This is a genomic window from Sphingomonas sanguinis NBRC 13937 (genome assembly GCF_001591005.1).
Lineage (GTDB): Bacteria > Pseudomonadota > Alphaproteobacteria > Sphingomonadales > Sphingomonadaceae > Sphingomonas > Sphingomonas sanguinis.
Map to the genome: position 1 here is coordinate 18,908 of NZ_BCTY01000018.1, position 17,401 is coordinate 36,308.

The 17,401-nt window shown below is 65.9% G+C and carries 20 protein-coding genes; 6 read left to right on the forward strand and 14 right to left on the reverse strand.

Going from position 1 to position 17,401, the window contains the following annotated elements; genetic code table 11:
• Nucleotides 1-278: 278 nt before the first annotated feature.
• Complete coding sequence (locus SSA01S_RS09500) at nucleotides 279-1,784, forward strand: glycoside hydrolase family 30 protein (RefSeq protein ID WP_061780210.1); 1,506 nt, start codon at nucleotides 279-281, stop codon at nucleotides 1,782-1,784.
• A 30-nt stretch (nucleotides 1,785-1,814) separates the two neighbouring features.
• On the opposite strand, the gene SSA01S_RS09505 is transcribed toward SSA01S_RS09500, so the two are convergent.
• The 11 genes from SSA01S_RS09505 to SSA01S_RS09555 all read right to left on the reverse strand — a co-directional run bounded on the left by SSA01S_RS09505 (nucleotide 1,815) and on the right by SSA01S_RS09555 (nucleotide 8,657).
• Nucleotides 1,815-2,303, reverse strand: coding sequence for an MmcB family DNA repair protein (locus SSA01S_RS09505; RefSeq protein WP_061780211.1), 489 nt, complete (start codon nucleotides 2,301-2,303; stop codon nucleotides 1,815-1,817).
• 86 nt (nucleotides 2,304-2,389) lie between these two features.
• A complete protein-coding gene (locus SSA01S_RS09510) occupies nucleotides 2,390-3,007 on the reverse strand; it encodes a cell wall hydrolase (protein WP_240954512.1) in 618 nt (205 codons plus the stop codon).
• A gap of 191 nt (nucleotides 3,008-3,198) precedes the next feature.
• Nucleotides 3,199-3,525 (reverse strand): DUF1491 family protein, encoded by a 327-nt coding sequence (locus SSA01S_RS09515; protein ID WP_061780213.1) that lies wholly within the window; start codon nucleotides 3,523-3,525, stop codon nucleotides 3,199-3,201.
• 4 nt (nucleotides 3,526-3,529) lie between these two features.
• The gene (locus tag SSA01S_RS09520; RefSeq protein WP_061780214.1) at nucleotides 3,530-3,988 is read right to left on the reverse strand and encodes a PaaI family thioesterase; all 459 of its coding nucleotides are present in this window, start codon (nucleotides 3,986-3,988) and stop codon (nucleotides 3,530-3,532) included.
• Nucleotides 3,972-4,442, reverse strand: a complete 471-nt coding sequence (locus tag SSA01S_RS09525) for a PTS sugar transporter subunit IIA (protein WP_058717315.1) — start codon at nucleotides 4,440-4,442, stop codon at nucleotides 3,972-3,974. The genes SSA01S_RS09520 and SSA01S_RS09525 overlap by 17 nt, the downstream gene beginning before the upstream one ends.
• A 64-nt stretch (nucleotides 4,443-4,506) precedes the next feature.
• The gene (hpf, locus tag SSA01S_RS09530) at nucleotides 4,507-5,097 is read right to left on the reverse strand and encodes a ribosome hibernation-promoting factor, HPF/YfiA family (RefSeq protein WP_042486939.1); all 591 of its coding nucleotides are present in this window, start codon (nucleotides 5,095-5,097) and stop codon (nucleotides 4,507-4,509) included.
• A 55-nt stretch (nucleotides 5,098-5,152) separates the two neighbouring features.
• Nucleotides 5,153-5,848 (reverse strand): DNA polymerase III subunit epsilon, encoded by a 696-nt coding sequence (gene dnaQ / locus SSA01S_RS09535; protein WP_061780215.1) that lies wholly within the window; start codon nucleotides 5,846-5,848, stop codon nucleotides 5,153-5,155.
• A gap of 7 nt (nucleotides 5,849-5,855) precedes the next feature.
• The gene (gene coaE / locus SSA01S_RS09540) at nucleotides 5,856-6,449 is read right to left on the reverse strand and encodes a dephospho-CoA kinase (protein WP_061780216.1); all 594 of its coding nucleotides are present in this window, start codon (nucleotides 6,447-6,449) and stop codon (nucleotides 5,856-5,858) included.
• Nucleotides 6,446-7,258 (reverse strand): shikimate dehydrogenase, encoded by an 813-nt coding sequence (aroE, locus tag SSA01S_RS09545; RefSeq protein ID WP_061780217.1) that lies wholly within the window; start codon nucleotides 7,256-7,258, stop codon nucleotides 6,446-6,448. Before aroE ends, coaE begins: the two co-directional genes overlap by 4 nt.
• Entirely contained in the window at nucleotides 7,258-7,845 is a 588-nt protein-coding gene (locus SSA01S_RS09550; protein WP_082795025.1) for a Maf family protein, read from the reverse strand. Before SSA01S_RS09550 ends, aroE begins: the two co-directional genes overlap by 1 nt.
• Nucleotides 7,842-8,657 carry a pyruvate, water dikinase regulatory protein gene (locus SSA01S_RS09555; protein WP_058717320.1) on the reverse strand — a complete coding sequence of 272 codons (816 nt, stop codon included), beginning with the start codon at nucleotides 8,655-8,657 and terminating at the stop codon, nucleotides 7,842-7,844. The genes SSA01S_RS09550 and SSA01S_RS09555 overlap by 4 nt, the downstream gene beginning before the upstream one ends.
• Nucleotides 8,658-8,975: 318 nt before the next feature.
• Here SSA01S_RS09555 and hemE point away from each other — a divergent pair, with 318 nt between their 5' ends.
• From hemE to rho, 3 genes are all read left to right on the forward strand, one after another.
• Nucleotides 8,976-9,998 (forward strand): uroporphyrinogen decarboxylase, encoded by a 1,023-nt coding sequence (gene hemE / locus SSA01S_RS09560; protein ID WP_061780218.1) that lies wholly within the window; start codon nucleotides 8,976-8,978, stop codon nucleotides 9,996-9,998.
• Nucleotides 9,995-10,456 (forward strand): CopD family protein, encoded by a 462-nt coding sequence (locus SSA01S_RS09565; RefSeq protein ID WP_061780219.1) that lies wholly within the window; start codon nucleotides 9,995-9,997, stop codon nucleotides 10,454-10,456. The genes hemE and SSA01S_RS09565 overlap by 4 nt, the downstream gene beginning before the upstream one ends.
• A 287-nt stretch (nucleotides 10,457-10,743) precedes the next feature.
• Nucleotides 10,744-12,000 (forward strand): transcription termination factor Rho, encoded by a 1,257-nt coding sequence (gene rho, locus SSA01S_RS09570; RefSeq protein ID WP_042486922.1) that lies wholly within the window; start codon nucleotides 10,744-10,746, stop codon nucleotides 11,998-12,000.
• Between the two features lie 258 nt (nucleotides 12,001-12,258).
• On the opposite strand, the gene SSA01S_RS09575 is transcribed toward rho, so the two are convergent.
• The gene (locus tag SSA01S_RS09575) at nucleotides 12,259-12,753 is read right to left on the reverse strand and encodes an outer membrane protein assembly factor BamE (RefSeq protein ID WP_082795027.1); all 495 of its coding nucleotides are present in this window, start codon (nucleotides 12,751-12,753) and stop codon (nucleotides 12,259-12,261) included.
• 142 nt (nucleotides 12,754-12,895) lie between these two features.
• On the opposite strand from SSA01S_RS09575, the gene SSA01S_RS09580 reads away from it, so the two are divergent.
• A complete protein-coding gene (locus SSA01S_RS09580; protein ID WP_061780220.1) occupies nucleotides 12,896-13,429 on the forward strand; it encodes a ubiquinol-cytochrome C chaperone family protein in 534 nt (177 codons plus the stop codon).
• Entirely contained in the window at nucleotides 13,426-13,953 is a 528-nt protein-coding gene (locus SSA01S_RS09585) for a YceD family protein (protein ID WP_061780221.1), read from the forward strand. Before SSA01S_RS09580 ends, SSA01S_RS09585 begins: the two co-directional genes overlap by 4 nt.
• A 66-nt stretch (nucleotides 13,954-14,019) precedes the next feature.
• On the opposite strand, the gene SSA01S_RS09590 is transcribed toward SSA01S_RS09585, so the two are convergent.
• Nucleotides 14,020-14,553, reverse strand: a complete 534-nt coding sequence (locus SSA01S_RS09590; RefSeq protein ID WP_061780222.1) for a SixA phosphatase family protein — start codon at nucleotides 14,551-14,553, stop codon at nucleotides 14,020-14,022.
• On the reverse strand, nucleotides 14,550-17,291 hold the full coding sequence (locus tag SSA01S_RS09595; RefSeq protein ID WP_061780223.1) for an ATP-dependent DNA helicase: 2,742 nt from the start codon (nucleotides 17,289-17,291) through the stop codon (nucleotides 14,550-14,552). Before SSA01S_RS09595 ends, SSA01S_RS09590 begins: the two co-directional genes overlap by 4 nt.
• Nucleotides 17,292-17,401 lie beyond the last annotated feature (110 nt).

Sequence of the window (17,401 nt, forward strand, 5' to 3'; positions counted from 1 at the left end):
ACGTGCCACACAGCAAAATAGTGCCGATCTTCATCGCGTTTCCCCCTCCTCTGATAGTCCACTCCGTCCCGCGGAATGCGATCGATTTATTGTCAGATAAATAGAAAAGGACCGGATCAGCCGCAACTAAAAAATGGCGCTTTCCTGTCATCACAGTGACTGGTCTGACAGGTTTTTTGCTTAGCTATTGAATTTTAACAGGCTTTTATCGACCTATTACAGGCATTGACGACCATGCACCGCCCTGTCTTATAGTCTGACGTAAAGGGGATAGGGTCATGGCGAAGGCATTGCATCGACGGCAGGGAAGAGCCCGCCGCCTGGCCGTTTTGCTGGCCATGGGCATGGCAGTGACGGGGGTGTCCGCTCAGGCACAGTCCCCATCGCCGCCACCGGCCGATCGTCCGGTGCCCGTGACCCTACGCCCCGCGATCGACCGCCCGTCGACCGTGTTCGAGGGCTGGGGCACAGCCCTCGCCTGGTTCGCGCATGTGACGGGCGGCTGGCCCGAGGCGGAGCGAACGCGGCTGGCCGATCTTTTCTATGGTTCTGACGGGCTGGGCTGGACGATCGCGCGCTACAATATCGGTGGCGGCAATGCGGCGGACACGCCCCCCTATATGAAGGTCGGGCGCGCGGTGCCCGGCTTCTGGCGGCAACCGGCGGGCGTGACGGGCAAGGACTGGTGGCGCGCCGACGATCCCGCCATGTGGGACTGGAGCCAGGACGCCAACCAGCGCTGGTGGCTCGACGCCATAACCGCCCGCGTAAAGCAGCCGATCTTCGAGGCCTTTTCCAACTCGCCGCCCTGGTTCATGACGGTCAGCGGGCGCGTGTCCGGCGCGGAAAAGGGCACCGACGATAATCTTCGCCCCGGTCAGGAACAGGCTTTCGCCACCTATCTGGTCCGGGTCACCGACGAGTTGCAACGGCGGCATCACCTGACCTTCCGCACCCTGTCGCCGGTCAACGAGCCCAACACCAACTACTGGTTCGCCACCAATACCCAGGAGGGTGCGCACTGGTCTCCCGCGCGTCAGGCGCAAATGATCGACGCAACCGCCGCCGCGCTGAAGGCCAAGGGGCTGTCCACGGTCGTCTCGGCCCCAGACGAAACCGCCTCGCATCTGTTCGTGGAGGACTGGGCCGCCTATCCGCCCGCCACCCGTGCGGTGATCGGGCAGCTCAACGTCCACAGCTATGGCACGGTCCACCAGACCGCCGTGCGCGACATTGCCCGCGCCTCTGGCATCAAATTGTGGATGAGCGAGAATGACTCGCCGCTGTCGGGCGACCCCGAGGACCTGACGGGCATGGCGACGCCGCTGGCCTTTGCGGAGCATGTCGTCGGCGACCTGAAACGACTGGAGCCCGCCGCCTGGGTCTTCTGGCAGGCGGTCGAGGATCTCAGCACCCGCAAGGGTGAGAAAGGGTCCAACTGGGGCATCGTCAAGGCCGACCTGATGGGCCCGGCGGACCAGCCCCATGCGATCCACGTCACGGGCAAATATTGGGCGATGGCGCAGTTCAGTCGCTATATCCGCCCGGGCGACCGGCTGGTGCCGGTGGACGACATGGACACGGTGGGCGCGCTGTCACCGGATGGACGGCGGCTGGTACTGGTACACGTCAATGCCGGACTATCGCCACGACCGCTGACCGTCACGGTGCCGGGGCGTTGGCAGCGGCGGATGATCGTGACCGATGCCGGGCACAAGGCAGCGGAAGTGGCAGGGAATGTCGCACCGCCGCAGTCGGTCGTGACGTTGGTTCTGACGCGGTAAGATAAAGGCGGGCGCGCGCCCTACCCCCATTCACATCCCCGCATCGGGATCGGTCAGCCCGATCATCCGCCGCCCGGCCCGCCTCGCGAAATTCAGCGTTGCCTTCTTCCGCACATGGGGAGGAAGCGGCACACTATGCGCCTCGCGCACGATTGCCGCGTCATAGCGGTCCGCAACGATGATCCCCGTCCGCTCGGGCAGGAACGCCGCGCTGTCGAGCGGCGACCAGTCGAACCCGGCGGGCACCGCCCAGTAGAAGCGGTCGCAATGCGCCAAATAATCCGGCCATTTGCCGTCGCCCAGCATATCGGCGCGCGACACCTTGATCTCGACGACGACGACTTGTCCCCGCGCGTCGAGCGCCATCAGGTCGGCGCGGCGGCCGCCTTCCAACGGGACTTCGGGGATGGTGATCAGGTCGTGGCGGAGCAGCATCCGGGTCACGCCCCGCGCGACATCGGCGGCGCAGAGTGGCGATAGCGGATCGTCGACACACGAAGCGGGCGGCATGTCCAACATGCCACCCGCTTAGAACATTTGACGAACATTTGCAAAGCCCTGCGGGGCTCAGGCAAAAAACAGGCCCCAAATCAGGGCCATGACCGTCAACGATAGAAGATGTGGTTACCGATCGCGGCGACCTTCTGCACCCGCACGCCCGGACGGTTGCCCGGCGTGTTGAAGTACAGCGCCTTGCCGGCGGTGCTGTCCCACGCCTGGGCCAGCGCGACCTTGGCGACCGCAACGGCGGTGCGATAGGCACTGCGCGATGGGCTGACCGACGGGATTTCGCCGCCACGCACGAAGCTGAACTGGCCGCGCTGCTTGATGACGTTGCAGACGTCGGTGGGGAAACGGCCCGACTTGGTGCGGTTCAGGATGACCTGGGCGACGGCAAGCTGACCCGCCAGCGGTTCACCGCGACCTTCGAAATAAATGGCACCGGCCAGACAGCGGAGCTCTTCGCTCGACGCGATCTCGTCCTGGTCGGCCACGGCGTCGGCCAGCGAATCATATTCGCTGTCGTCATCGCCTTCGGAAATCTGGGAAAAATCGGGGAGCGCGGACATGGTGGCCCGGGCGCTCTGGGGAACCATCGCAACATCGGCGACGTTGATCCCGGAAACAGTCATCGCACTGACTGGAGTGGCAGCAGCACCGGCAACGTTGGTCGCGAGGCTGGGGGTGCTGGTGGCGAGAAGACCCGCCAGAGATAGAGCCATGGCAGCGGACGCCGCGACTCGCTTGAAAACGGTCATTCACTCAAACAGACATGCGGTTGGATCACGGACCCGAGCATTGCCCAAAGGCGCTCGTCCGGGCTTCCCCCCGACTGCGTAACCCACCGGATCGCACCCGATAAGCACAACGCGAAATTACGATGGGGGGCTCGTGGCCGATCCGGCCGCGTTCGTCAATGTTGCAGGATCGTTTCAGCGGTGAACCGTTCCGCCGCAGCGCCATCCAGTTCGATCACCCACAGATCGGGATCGCGCGCCCGACGCCGCTGCCAATAGCTTAAAATATCGTTTGCAGGAGTCGAGTCGATCAGGGTGGTTCGACCGTCGGGACCGATGCCGCGTTCCATCACGCGCTCGCGCCGGTCGGCATCGACGATAATCACCAGGATGCCACCACCCTGTGGATCGCCCTTGGCCAGCACCATGCCCATGCCACCGCTGTCGTTCATCCGGCGGAGCAGAGCGGCAACCAGCATATGGCTGGGCAGGCGGTCGTCCATCGTATCAGGCGGTCCGATACCCTGGCAGTCCGGCGAGCGCGATCTGCGAGCGCATGAAGGTGCCGGTGCCGCGTGCGACTTCCTCGCCCTGCGCATCGATCAGCCGTGCGTCGGCGACGAACACCCGCCGCCGCCCGCTGACCCAGCGCCCCTCGGCCACCACCTCCCCCGCCTTCATCGGGCGGGTGAGCAGCAGGTTGAACTGCGTCGTCAGCAGAAAACGGTCGGTGACCAGGCTGTTGCAGGCATAAAAGGCGGCATCGTCGAGCATCTTGAAATAGCTCGTGCCATGCGCCGCCCCGGCCGCGTGATAATGACGCTCGTCGACGCGAAAGCGTATCCGCGCGATACCGGGTTCGGGAATGTCCAGCGTCGATTCAAACAGTCGGTTGATCGGGGCCTCGGCATAGAGCGTCTCGAGCGCCCGGAAATGCGCGGCCTCGCCCTCAGGCCGCGGCGTCACGCGCCTCGTCCTGGGTCAGCAGCGCCCAGATCGCATCGGGCGAGCCCGCCCCGCGCAACTTGGCGACGAAACCCTTGTCGCGCAGCCGCCGGGAAACACGCGCCAGCGCCTTCAGATGCGCGGACCCCGCATCGGCGGGCGAGAACATCGCAAAGACCAGATCGACCGGCATGTCGTCCACCGCCTGGAAATCGACCGGCTGGGCCAGCCGCGCAAAGACACCGACGATCTGCTCCAGCCCCGCCACCTTGCCGTGCGGAATGGCGATCCCCCCGCCGAAGCCGGTGGAGCCCAGCTTTTCGCGCTCGGTCAGGACATCGGCCAGCAGCTTGGCATCCTGTCCCGCCGGCCCCGCCGCAGCGGTGCCGAGAGTCTGGAACAGGCTCTTCTTGTTCGCGGCCGTGAGTCCGGCCAGCACCGTGTCGTGGCGCAACAGATCGCTGAAATCGTTCATGGTCTTTCCGAAGCGCCCCCGCGCGGCCCGGCTATTAGCGGCCCGCGCGGAAGAACGATAGAGCTTATCCGGCCGTGCCGCCCCGTTGCGGCTCGACCCAGCCGATGGTTCCATCACCCCGGCGATAGACCATATTATACGAACCGGTCCCCGAATTCTTGAACAACAGGGCCGCAGTATTGCGCAGGTCGAGCATCATGACCGCATCCGAGACACTGGCATCGGGAATATCGACGCGGGTTTCGGCGATGATCAGGGGCGCATCGCCCGCTTCGTCCTCATCGACCTGTTCGGCGAAGAGGGTATAGCCCGCGTCATAGGCCCCGGCCTCGGCCAGCTCGATCGCCTGACCCTGGTTACGATCCTTCAGGCGGCGCGAATAGCGGCGCAGCTGCTTTTCGATCTTGGTCGCAGCGCCGTCAAAGGCAAGATGCGCGTCCTGCGCATCATGACGGCCCTTCAGGACCAGACCACGGGTGACGTGCATCACGATATCGCATTTGAACCCGACATCATGCGGGCCCTTGCCGAACGTCACCTCGGACGAGATGGCGCGGGCGAAATATTTCTCGGCGATACCCTGAAGCCGGTCCGTCACATGGGTCCGCAGCGCGTCGCCCGTTTCGACCTGATGACCAGAAATCCGGATATCCATCGTCTTCTCCTTGATGCACTCTGATGGGACGGTCCTTTTGGCCTGTCCCGTGGCGTCAACCGGACGCCTCGGCCCCCCAAACCGGATCTTTTATATCCTTTAGAAACGCCGCATGGGCGGCAAGTTCCGCCTCGCTCGGCCGGAAAGTGCGCGGCGGGCGGACCTTGGCGGGCGCGCGGGCGACGATCACCGGCCCGCTTTCCTCGACGGAGTCGGCCAGCAGGCCCAGGCCGATCTGCCGCCCGCCCATCAGCTCGACATAGACCTGCGCCAGCAGCTGCGCGTCGAGCAACGCGCCGTGCAGCACACGGTGCGAACGGTCGATGCCATAGCGCGAGCAGAGCGCATCGAGCGTATGCTTGGCGCCCGGGTGCTTGCTGCGCGCGATCGCCAGCGTATCGACCATGCGCGTCTTTTCATCGACCGGCGGAAAGCCCAGCGCGCCCAGCTCGCCATTGATGAAGCCGAAGTCGAAGGTCGCGTTATGCGCGATCAGCGGCGCGTCGCCGATAAAGTCCAGGAACGCGGCCACGCCCTCGGCAAAGACCGGCTTGTCCTTCAGGAACGCATCCGACAATCCGTGGACCGCCTGCGCCTCGGCCGGCATCGACCGTTCGGGATTGAAATAGGCGTGATAGGTGCGACCGGTTTCGACCCGGTTGACCAGTTCGACACAGCCGATTTCGACCAGCCGGTCGCCTTCCGAAAATTTGAACCCTGTCGTTTCGGTGTCGAAAACGATCTCTCTCATGACCTGACTATCGGCCTTCGGAGTCCCGCATGCAAGTGATGAGCGCGCGGACTTTTTCGCGGGTTTCGCCCAGTGGAATGTCGGTCGCGATGACATGATCGGCACGCGCACGCTTTTCCACATCGGGCAGCTGACGCGCGAGAATCGCGGCAAATTTCTCTTTGGTCATGCCGGGTCTTGCCAACACCCTTGCCTCTTGCACCGCCGGTTCTGCCGAAACCACCAACACCTTATCCACAGCCTTATCACCACCGGTTTCCAACAAGAGCGGCACGTCCACCACCACCAGCGGAGCGTCGGCATGGACCGTCAGAAAGGCCGTGCGTTCGGCCTGGACGGCGGGGTGCACGATCGCCTCGAGTCGGCGCATCGCGGAGTCATCGCCCAGCACCGCCCGGCCCAGCGCCGCCCGATTCACGCCATCGGGACCAGTCGTGCCGGGAAAGGCCGACTCGATCGCCGCGACCAGTGCTCCACCGGGCCCCTGCAAGCGATGGACACAGGCATCGGCGTCGAACACCGGCACCCCCTCGTCGCGAAACATCTGCGCGACGGTCGACTTGCCCATGCCGATCGAGCCGGTCAGCCCCAGCACGATCATCCGAGCAGAATCTTGCGCAGTGCCGCATCCCGCTCGCGCGGCGGCGCGGCCCCGAAGAACCGCTCGAACGCCACCGCCGCCTGGCCGATCAGCATTTCCAGCCCGTCGATCGTCGCCAGTCCCCTCGCCCGCGCCGCCGCCAGCAAGCCGGTTTCCAGCGGCGCATAGACGATGTCATAGACCACGGCCTCAGGCGGAAGCTCCGACAGGTCCAGGTCGAGCGGCGGCTGGCCGGTCATCCCCAGGCTGGTCGCGTTGACCACCAGAAAACCGGGCGGGACAGCCTCCCCGATCGGCAAGGCCTGCCCCTCCAGTCCAAAGGACGACAACAGGCTCGCGCCCTTTTCCACATTGCGGTTGAACAGGGTCACCGGCCCCACACCGATCTCGGCCAGCGCGTACAGCACCGCGCGCGCCGCCCCCCCCGCCCCGATCACCGTCACCGGCTTGCCCGCCAGATCATAGGGCTTCAGTGGTGCCGCAAATCCCGCCGCATCGGTGTTGGTCCCGACCAAAGCGCCGTCCGCGTCGCGAAACGCGGTGTTGGTCGCCCCGATCGCGGTCCGCACATCCTCGCGATCCTCGACATGATCCAGTGCGGCGATCTTGTGCGGCACGGTGATGTTGCAGCCGCGCCAGTCCGGGTCATGCTTCCGCTCGGCGAAATAGGCAGGCAGCGCGTCCGGGGTGACGTGGGTGGCGCGATACTCCGCCTCGATCCCCAGCGCGTTCAGCCAGAAACCGTGGATTTTCGGGGACTTGCTATGGCTGATCGGGTCGCCGATCACCTCGGCATAGGGCTTGGCCATCAGGCCGCCATCCAGCCGCGCTCACGCAAATAGCCGAGCACCGGGAGCAGCGGCATGCCGAGGATGGTGAAGTGACTCCCCTCGATCCGCGAGAAGAGCTGCACCCCCGGCCCCTCGATCCGGAAACAGCCGACGCAGCCCGCGATTTCGGGCCATTCCTGATCCAGATAGCGGTCGATAAATGCGCCCGAGAGCGGGCGGACATGGAGTTTCGCACGCTCGACATGGCGCCAGACCGGGCGGCCATGTTCGGCAACCACCGCCGCGCTCCACAATTCATGGCTCCCGCCGCTCATCCGGGTGAGATGCTCGGCCGCCTGTTCGCGGCTCTCGGGCTTGTCGAGCAGGGTGCCGTCGGCGAGCGCCACGATCGAGTCCGATCCCAGCACCGGCACCGGCCCGGCATTCGCCGACACCTTCACCGCCTTCATCTCGGCCAGCGCGTCGGACAGGTCGCGCGGGGAAGCCCCCGCCATCGCTGCCTTGACGCCCGCTTCGTCGACCCGCGCGGGCAGCGCTTCGTAGGCGACCCCGGCGGCGTCGAGCATCGCCCGGCGCGAGGCGCTTTGCGAGGCCAGGATGATCATGCGGGCTTCCTTTGATTCACGAGCGAGATGATCGCGGCCGCCGTCTCCTCGATCGAACGGCGGGTGACGTCGATCACCGGCCAGTCATTGTCGGCGAACATCCGGCGCGCGAAGGTGAGTTCGCGGTTCACCGCCTCCTGCTCGACATAATCGGTGTCGGGCGCCTGGTTGAGCGAGAGCAGGCGATTGCGGCGAATGGCGATCAGCCGGTCGGCACTGGTGGTCAGCCCCACGACCAGCGGCTTCTTCAGCGTATAGAGCGAGGGGGGCGGGGGGCTTTCGACCACGATCGGGATGTTGGCGGTCTTGTACCCGCGATTGGCGAGATAGATGGAGGTCGGCGTCTTGGACGAGCGGCTGACCCCGGCCAGCACGATATCGGCCTCCTCCCATTCCTCCCAGGCGATGCCGTCGTCATGCGCGATGGTGAACTGGATCGCATCGACGCGGGCGAAATAGGCCGCGTCCAGGACATGCTGGCGACCGGGCCGCATCTTGGCCTGCACGCCCAGCAGCCCCGACAGCGCCGCATTGACCGGATCGAGCGGCGCGACCGTCGGCAGGCCCAGCGCGTGGCACCGGCTTTCCAGCACGCGCCGCGTCACCGGGTTCACCAGCGTATAGATGACCAGCCCCGGATTCTGCGCGATCTCCTGCAGGATGCGCTCCAGATGGCTTTCGGTGCGCACCATCGGCCAGAAGTGCCGGACGGTTTCCACATCGTCATATTGGGCCAGCGCCGCCTTGGCGATGTTCTCCAGCGTCTCGCCGGTGGAATCGGACAGCAGATGCAGGTGGAGGCGCGTCGTCATGGCCGGACTAATGACTCTGTGGATAACATGTCACGAATCGGTAGCGTAACTTTGCCGACCGGCCAAGCGGCGGACCGGCGGTGGATAACGACCGATTCGTCCACATCGAATCCCACAGGCCCGATTCTTTTCCACAGCCTGTGAGTTATGGGGGCGATGAATCCGAATCCCGTTGAATCGGCGATTCCCCATGAGTCAACGTGTTGGCATAACGGGGAGAGCCGCATAATCCCGACAACCAACGTGCCAACCACTTCAACAATCCATTCTTAGAATCTTCTTTAATAGAAGAAGGGGGGTCCCCTGACCGACGTTTCGATTCGAAAATCGCTGCTTTCCGTGTTGAAGGGTGAGCGGCTGGCGACACCCCCCATGTGGCTCATGCGACAAGCCGGACGCTATCTGCCCGAGTATCGCGAGCTGAGGGCGCAGAAGGGCGGGTTCCTGGCACTCGCCACTGATCCGGAAGCCGCGGCGGAAGTGACGTTGCAGCCGATCCGTCGCTTCGGCTTTGACGGGGCGATCCTGTTCTCGGACATCCTGATGGTCCCCTGGGCGCTGGGCCAGGATCTGAGCTTCGGAGCGGGGGAGGGGCCGCGTCTGGCACCCGCGCTGGTCGATCATGCGCTGAATGCCCTCACACGGGCCCCTGAGCGGCTCGAGCCCGTCTATGCCACCGTGGCGCGGGTGAAGGCCCAGTTGCCGCCCCAGACCAGCTTCCTGGGCTTTGCGGGCTCTCCCTGGACGGTCGCGACCTATATGGTGGCGGGGCAGGGGTCGAAGGACCAGGGCGAGACGCGGCGTTTCGCCTATGCCGACCAGGCGGGGTTCGGGGCGATCATCGATGCGATCGTGACCATGACCATCGACTATCTGGCGGGACAGGTCGAAAACGGGGTCGAGGCGGTGCAGCTGTTCGACAGCTGGGCGGGCTCGCTGTCGCCAGCGCAGTTCGAGCGCTGGGTGATCGCGCCCAATGCCGCCATCGTTCAGGGTTTCCGGGCGCGCTGTCCGGGCGTGCCGGTGATCGGCTTCCCCAAGGGCGCCGGGGGCAAGCTGCCCGCCTATGCGCGGGAGACGGGCGTGGACGCGGTCGGGCTGGACGAGACGGTCGATCCGGTCTGGGCCGATACCTCTCTGCCCGAAGGTCTGCCGGTGCAGGGCAATCTCGATCCGCTAGCGCTGATCGCCGGCGGCGAGGCGCTGGACGGCGCGGTGGATCGCATCCTGGCGGCCTTTGCCGAGCGGCCGCATATCTTCAACCTGGGCCATGGCATCCTGCCCGACACCCCGCTCGCGCATGTCGAGCGGCTGATCGCCCGTGTGAGGAACAACCGATGATCGGACTATTGGGGGCCGCCTATGAATGGGTGAAGGCGGCGCATATCATCTTCGTGATCTTCTGGATGGCCGGGCTGTTCATGATGCCGCGCTATCTGGTCTATCATCAGGAGGCACTGGTCGCGGGCGATGCGACGGACGCCGCGCGCTGGGTCGAGCGCGAGGGCAAGCTGCGCTCGATCATCCTGACACCCGCGATGATCGCGGTGTGGGTGCTGGGGTTGCTGCTGGCGGGCTCGCTCGGGCTGTTCTCGGGGGTGCCCGGGTTGGGCTGGCTGCACGCCAAGCTGGCCTTCGTGCTGCTGCTCAGCGGCTATCATGGCTGGATGGTCGGCTATGCGAAGAAGCTGGCGCGGGGTGAGATGAAGCTGACCGGCAAGCAGTTGCGCATGATCAACGAAGTCCCCGCGCTGGCCGCGACGGTGATCGTCGTGCTGGTGGTGATCAAGCCGTTCTGACCCCTTATCCCTTCTTTCTCCCCTCCCGCAGGCGGGAGGGGTTGGGGGAGGGGAAAGCCACAGGCAATAGTCTCGGTGAGACTCCTTGCCCTCCCCCATCTCCTCCCGTCTACGGGAGGGGCGTGAGTCTCATGGGGCGTTGGGTATTCCCCATTGACTTGGGGTTCCCCGAATCCTAACTCGCAAGATGTACGGCGCGGTCCTCGCGTCGGGTACGCTTCCTTATCGACAGCCTCGTTTCGCCGCGATCCTCGCCGACCGACGCCCTCCGACCATCCGGACCGATCATGCATCTGAAAGACCTCAAGAAGAAAACCCCCGCCGACCTCGTGCAGCTGGCCGAGGAATTGGGGGTCGAGAGCGCGTCCACGCTGCGCAAGCAGGACCTGCTGTTCGCCATCCTGAAGGAGCAGGCGGAGAAGGGCGACCAGATCATGGGTCTCGGCACGATCGAGGTGCTGCCCGACGGTTTCGGCTTCCTGCGCTCGCCGGAAGCCAATTACCTCGCTGGTCCGGACGATATCTATGTCTCGCCCAACCAGGTGCGCAAGCACGGCTTGCGCACCGGCGATACGGTCGAAGGTGAGATCCGCGCGCCCAAGGACGGCGAGCGCTATTTCGCGCTGACCAAGCTGACCAGCGTCAATTTCGACGATCCGGAAGCGGTCCGCCACCGCGTCAATTTCGACAATCTGACGCCGCTCTATCCCGAGCAGAAGCTGATCCTCGACCCCGCCGACCCGACCCAGAAGGACAAGTCGGCGCGCGTCATTGATATCGTCTCGCCGCAGGGCAAGGGCCAGCGCACGCTGATCGTGGCACCGCCGCGTGTGGGTAAGACGGTGATGTTGCAGAACATCGCCAAGGCGATCACCGACAACCACCCCGAAGTCTTCCTGATCGTCCTCCTCATCGACGAGCGTCCGGAAGAAGTCACCGACATGCAGCGCTCGGTGCGTGGCGAGGTCGTCTCCTCGACCTTCGACGAACCCGCGCAGCGCCACGTCCAGGTCGCCGAGATGGTGATCGAAAAGGCCAAGCGCCTGGTCGAGCATAAGAAGGATGTCGTCATCCTGCTCGACTCGATCACCCGTCTGGGCCGCGCTTACAACACGGTCGTGCCGTCCTCGGGCAAGGTGCTGACCGGCGGTGTCGACGCCAATGCGCTCCAGCGGCCCAAGCGCTTCTTCGGTGCGGCGCGCAACATCGAGGAGGGCGGTTCGCTCTCGATCATCGCCACCGCGCTGATCGATACGGGCAGCCGCATGGACGAAGTGATCTTCGAAGAGTTCAAGGGCACCGGCAACTCCGAAATCGTCCTCGATCGCAAGGTCGCCGACAAGCGCATCTTCCCGGCGATGGACGTCGGCAAGTCGGGCACACGCAAGGAAGAGCTGCTGGTCGAGAAGGACAAGCTGTCGAAGATGTGGGTGCTGCGCCGCATCCTCATGCAGATGGGCACGATCGACTCGATGGAGTTCCTGCTCGACAAGATGAAGAACTCGAAGACCAACGAGGATTTCTTCGACTCGATGAACCAGTAAGGGCGGGCAGGGGGCTCGGGCCCCCGACGCTACGGTTTGATGGGTTCGCCGGCGGCAAACAGGCCCGCTGGCGAACCCATTTTCGTTTTGGGGCGTTAGCAGGCCCGATCCCACCCCCTTTCGGGATCGTGCCGGTCCAAGCACGGCACGGCCGCGTCGTTGCTTAACACGCGACGCGGCCAAACGGGGTCTTTCTATCGTTAATGTCCATGGCCTTTCCCGCTCGGCGGGGCTCGGCGATGGGGAAGGGATCAGCCCTTACGGTCGGGTGCGTCCGCCGCCGCCCTGGCCGGGTGCGCCACCGGCGCCGGGGGCACCCACCGCGCCGATATTGCCGAACAGATCTTGGAAGAAGCCGCGCTGGCGGCCCAGGGTCGGCGTCGTCTTGCCATAGGGCGAGATGTCGGCGACCTGATCCAGACCGGCACGACGGATCGTCGTGACGTTGCCCGCCTGGTCGAAGCTGATCTGCAGCGTGATCTGCGACGAAGGCTGGGGCAGGGTGTAGCCCAGGTTGCGGCTGTCCCGCGCGACATAATACCAGTCGCCGCCGTTGAACTGGCTGGTGATCGTCGGCGTGCCCAGCGTCTGGAGCACCGACTGGCGGTTGTCGACGCCCGGCTGGATCGAGTTGACGAGATCGACATCGACCACATAACCCTGATGCGACCGCAGGGGCGTACAGGCGGACGCGGCCAGGGCCATCGCCAGGCCGAGCCCGAGGGCACGGGTGGTAGGAACGCTCATCATCATCTCCGGGCCGGGATCGCGGCCGCACAGGCGGGTATACAGGCGGTCGATCCGCTCGACCGTCACCCCCTCGATATGCCAAGGGAAAGGCGCACACAAGCAATTCGCGCTGGCATTGGTCGCGCGGGGAGAGAGGGAGGGGCGCATGGCCTTGGGCTGGCTGAAACAGGGTATCGCGCGCTATTTCGGTCGCGACGGGAACGAGGCGCTGCCGCTCTACAATGCGGTGGTGCTGCGCGCGCGCGAACCGCACTGGTATCTGGACGGCGCGGTGCCCGATACGGTCGATGGCCGGTTCGACATGATCGCTGCCGTGCTGTCGCTGGTCCTGATCCGATTGGAGGCCGAAGACGCGGGCGCTGGCCCAGCGGCGCGCATCACCGAACGCTTCGTCACCGACATGGATGGGCAGCTGCGCGAACTGGGCATCGGCGACATCGTGGTCGGCAAGCATATCGGCCGGATGATGGCGATGCTGGGCGGTCGCCTGACCGCCTATCGCGAGGGACTGGCCGGGGATGACGCCAGTTTCGACGCGGCCCTGGTCCGCAACCTCTATCGCGGCGAGGCGCCGGACGCGCCGAATGCGGTTTCCCATGTTCGCGGCGCGCTTCGCACCCTACATGAGCGGCTGGCGGACGTTTCGCTCGCCCGCCTCACCCTTGGAGAATTGCCGTGACCCCCGAATGGAGCCGCCCCGAAAAGATCGACACGATCGGCGAGCGCGAAAAGCCGGTGTCGATCGACACCACCCCCGACGAACGCCGGGCGCTGGCGAGACGGTTCGGGTTGCTTTCGGTGGACGCGCTGTCGGCGGAACTGGTCGTGCGGCGCGATGCGGCGGGTATCCTGGTCACCGGCAAAGTGCGCGGGTCGGTGGTCCAGCCCTGTTCGGTGACCGGCGATCCCGTGCCCGCCAAGGTCGACGAGCCGGTCGCGTTGCGCTTTGTCGAACCCTCTACTCATGGCGGCGACGAGGAAATCGAGCTGTCCGAGGATTCGCTCGACACGATCGAGATCGAGGGCGGCACGATCGACCTAGGCGAAGCGGCAGCCGAAACCATGGCCCTGTCGCTCGATCCCTTCCCGCGCAGCCCGAACGCGGCGACGGTGTTGAAGGAAGCGGGGGTTATCAGCGAGGACGAGGCTCGCCCGCTCGGCGCACTGGCTGGGCTGAAGGCGAAGCTGGAAGGCAAGGGATAAGCGCCATCCTTTTCTTCATTCCTTCCCTGCAAGGGGAGGAATAGGATGTGGGCAATCGGCAGGGCTTCACGGAGCATCCGGCCCCAGCGTCGGGTCGAGATCGCGCGGCCGGATGAACGCCACCAGCGTCGCGCTATGCGACCGTGCCTCGGTCCAGGCCGCGATGGGCAGCGTCATTTGCGCTACCGTCGCGGTCGGATATTTGTCCTCCACTCGCTCACGCAGCTCGCCGTCCAGGGTCAGGTCGAGGACCAGATCCTCCAGCCCCGGATTATGCCCAACCATCAACACATGCTCTGCGGTATCGGGCAGCGCATGGACCTGATCGAGCAGGCTGGCGGCGGAGGCGAGATACAGCGCCTTGTCCCATACCGGCTCCAGTCGGCGGCCGTAACCGCCCCATACTTCGTCCAATGTTTCCATCACCCGGATAGCGGGGGAGGCGAGGATATGGTCGAACGCGAACGCCAGCGATTTTAGCTCCCGCCCGATCATCGCCGCGGCGCGCCGCCCCTTGGCGTTGAGCGGCCGGTCGAAGTCACGCGCGACCGGATCGTCCCAACTTGATTTGGCATGGCGAAGGAGCGTCAGCGTCTTCATCGGATCGAAGTCTCCGGGGCGGCGGCTGGCAGGATGTCGCTCCCTCCATGCCCGATCCCCGCGTCGGAGGAAAGCCGCCCCGCCACCCGCGCGACGGCTTCGTCGAGTGTCACCCGTGAAATCGCGACACCGGGCGGAAAGGCGTCGAGCAGCCGAGACGGCATGGCAGCGGACAGCAGGACGAAGGCGCCGCGATCGTCGGCGCGCCGGATCAGTCGCCCGAACGCCTGGGCCAGCCGCGCGCGGACGATACGGTCGTCATAGGCGCTGCCGCCCCCCGCCAGCTTGCGCGCGGCGTGTAGCACGGTGGGCTTGGGCCAAGGCACACCCTCCATCACCACCAGCCGGAGGGACGAGCCCGGTACGTCCACTCCGTCGCGCAACGCATCGGTGCCGAGCAGCGAGGCGGAGGGATCGTCGCGAAAGATATCCACCAGCGTGCCGGTGTCGATCGGATCGACATGCTGTGCGTGCAGCGCCAGCCCGTCGCGCGCCAGCCGGTCGGCGATCCGGCCATGCACCCCGCGCAACCGGCGGATCGCGGTGAAGAGCCCCAGCGTCCCGCCCTTCGCCGCCGCGATCAGCCGGGCATAGGCATTGGCAAGTTGCGGAATGTCGCCACGCTTCACATCGGTGACGATCAGCACTTCCGCGCGCGTCGGATAATCGAACGGGCTCTCCGCGACGAAATGGGCGGGACCACGCGCCAGATGCGGCGCGCCCGTCCGCGCCTCCGCCACGTCCCAATCTCCCCCGGCCCGCAAGGTCGCCGAGGTAACGAGCGCCCCATGCGCAGGCTTCAGCACGATCTCGGCAAAGGGGCGGGTGGGGTCGAGCCAGTGGCGATGCAGGCCGATATCATATTCGCGCCCCTCGACCCGATCGACCGCGAGCCAATCGACGAAATCGGGATCGACCGGCCCACCGATCCGCGCGAGCAGCGACAGCCAGGCGGCGACCGTTTCCGCGCGCCATGCGATTGAGGCGATGGCGCCTTCCACCCGCGCGCGTGCCTGGCCGTCGAGCCAGTCGGGCGCTTCCTGCAACACCGCCTCCAACCGCTGGCCCAGCGTCACCAACGGCCGCAGCAGTGCATCGAGCGCATGGGCGGCAGGTCCGGCGGCTTCGATCAGCGCGGGGGAGGGATCGGCCAGCTCGGTCTCCAGGCCATAACCGGCATCGCCCGGTTGTTCGGCGCGGGCAAAGGCCAGGCCCCGTACCGCTGCGAGCAACGCCTCTATCGGACCGAAGGGCTGGCCCTCCGCCAATCGCCCCAGCCAGCCTTCGCTTGCCAGCGCGTGCGCCGCCTGCACCGCATCGCCGATCGCGCGGTTACCGCCTTCGTCATAGCTGGCGACATCGGACAGCCGCGCCGCGAGGCCCCGGCGACGACCCCGTGATCCGGCTTCGGGGCCGAGTATCCAGCGGCGCAGCTCGATCGTCTCCGAACCCGTCAGCGCGGTGGCGAACATCGAGTCCGCTGCATCGAACAGATGATGGCCCTCGTCGAAGACGTAGCGGGTCGGCCGCGTCTGAGTCTCGCGGCCACGTGCGGCGTTGACCATGACCAGCGCATGGTTGGCGATGACGATATCGGCCTGCACCGACGCCCGCGCCGCATGTTCGATGAAGCATTTCCGGTAATGCGGGCAGCCCGCATAGACACACTCGCCGCGCCGGTCGGTCAGCGCGGCCGACCCGTTGCGGCGGAACAAGGTGGTCAGCCAGCCGGGCAGGTCACCCCCGACCATGTCGCCATCGGTGGTATAGGCCGCCCAACGCGCAACCAGTTGCGCCAGCACCGCAGCGCGTCCGGCGAACCCGCCTTGCAGCGCATCCTCCAGATTGAGCAGGCACAGATAATTCTCACGGCCCTTGCGGGTGACGACACGTTCCTTGCGCAGCACGGCATCCGGGAAGATGCGCGCGGTTTCCCCGCTCAACTGGCGTTGCAGCGCCTTGGTATAGGTGGATATCCACACCGCGCCGCCCGCCCGCTCAGCCCAGAGACTGGCGGGGGCGAGATAGCCGAGCGTCTTGCCGATGCCGGTCCCCGCCTCGGCCAGCACCATGTTGGGCGTGTCGCGCACCGCGCGCGGGGCGAAGGCAGCGGTGACGGCGGCGGCATAGGCGCGCTGCCCCGGGCGTTCCTCGGCCCCGTCACCGGTCAGGCGTCGCAGCCGCTCCTCCGAGTCCTGCGGCGGCAGGTCGATCGTGCGTGGGGCGGGGCGGGGGGCGTCCTCCTCCCATTCCGGCAGAGCGCTGAACAGCCATCGCTCGTTGCGCTCGGGGCGGGTGAGGCGTGGGCCGATCAGCGGTGCCCAGGGCCAGCGGAGTCGAGCCAGGCTCTGCGCGGCGGTCCAGGCGCCTTCGCGTTCGGGCCATGCGCCGTCCGGCATGGCGAGAAGCTTTTCGGTTGCCCGAAGTAGAAAGACGGCCACGTCCGCATCGTTTTCCGGCGGCTCCAATCCACAGGCGCGGGCGAGGCCGTGCGGCGTTGGGACGGCGAATTGGGCGGGGCGCAGAAAGGAGAAGAGTTCGAGGATGTCGAGCCCGGACAGGTCGGCATAACCCAGCCGCTGGCCGATCAACGGCGCGTTGAGCAGGATGACCGGCGTTTCGGACGCCAGACCGATCGCTTCGCCGCGCGAGACGGCACGGGTCTGCCCCCCGGTAGAAATCCACACGCCGCTATGGCTGGCATGAAGGGCGGGGTGGGGGAGTGCGGTCACTGTCATGATATCGGGGAGTGGGAACAGGTTGGCAACGGGGGATGGGGGAATTGAAGCGACCTATTGAGCAAATAGCTCTCGGCGATGCCCTCCCCAAACCCCTCCCGCCTGCGGGA

Coding starts and splice junctions, on each gene's coding strand:
- SSA01S_RS09500 (WP_061780210.1), top strand. CDS start 279: ATGGCGAAGGCATTGCATCGACGGCAGGGAAGAGCCCGCCGCCTGGCC.
- SSA01S_RS09505 (WP_061780211.1), bottom strand. CDS start 2,303: ATGTTGGACATGCCGCCCGCTTCGTGTGTCGACGATCCGCTATCGCCA.
- SSA01S_RS09510 (WP_240954512.1), bottom strand. CDS start 3,007: ATGGCTCTATCTCTGGCGGGTCTTCTCGCCACCAGCACCCCCAGCCTC.
- SSA01S_RS09515 (WP_061780213.1), bottom strand. CDS start 3,525: ATGGACGACCGCCTGCCCAGCCATATGCTGGTTGCCGCTCTGCTCCGC.
- SSA01S_RS09525 (WP_058717315.1), bottom strand. CDS start 4,442: ATGAACGATTTCAGCGATCTGTTGCGCCACGACACGGTGCTGGCCGGA.
- hpf (WP_042486939.1), bottom strand. CDS start 5,097: ATGGATATCCGGATTTCTGGTCATCAGGTCGAAACGGGCGACGCGCTG.
- dnaQ (WP_061780215.1), bottom strand. CDS start 5,848: ATGAGAGAGATCGTTTTCGACACCGAAACGACAGGGTTCAAATTTTCG.
- coaE (WP_061780216.1), bottom strand. CDS start 6,449: ATGATCGTGCTGGGGCTGACCGGCTCGATCGGCATGGGCAAGTCGACC.
- aroE (WP_061780217.1), bottom strand. CDS start 7,258: ATGGCCAAGCCCTATGCCGAGGTGATCGGCGACCCGATCAGCCATAGC.
- SSA01S_RS09550 (WP_082795025.1), bottom strand. CDS start 7,845: ATGATCATCCTGGCCTCGCAAAGCGCCTCGCGCCGGGCGATGCTCGAC.
- SSA01S_RS09555 (WP_058717320.1), bottom strand. CDS start 8,657: ATGACGACGCGCCTCCACCTGCATCTGCTGTCCGATTCCACCGGCGAG.
- SSA01S_RS09565 (WP_061780219.1), top strand. CDS start 9,995: ATGATCGGACTATTGGGGGCCGCCTATGAATGGGTGAAGGCGGCGCAT.
- rho (WP_042486922.1), top strand. CDS start 10,744: ATGCATCTGAAAGACCTCAAGAAGAAAACCCCCGCCGACCTCGTGCAG.
- SSA01S_RS09575 (WP_082795027.1), bottom strand. CDS start 12,753: ATGATGATGAGCGTTCCTACCACCCGTGCCCTCGGGCTCGGCCTGGCG.
- SSA01S_RS09580 (WP_061780220.1), top strand. CDS start 12,896: ATGGCCTTGGGCTGGCTGAAACAGGGTATCGCGCGCTATTTCGGTCGC.
- SSA01S_RS09590 (WP_061780222.1), bottom strand. CDS start 14,553: ATGAAGACGCTGACGCTCCTTCGCCATGCCAAATCAAGTTGGGACGAT.
- SSA01S_RS09595 (WP_061780223.1), bottom strand. CDS start 17,291: ATGACAGTGACCGCACTCCCCCACCCCGCCCTTCATGCCAGCCATAGC.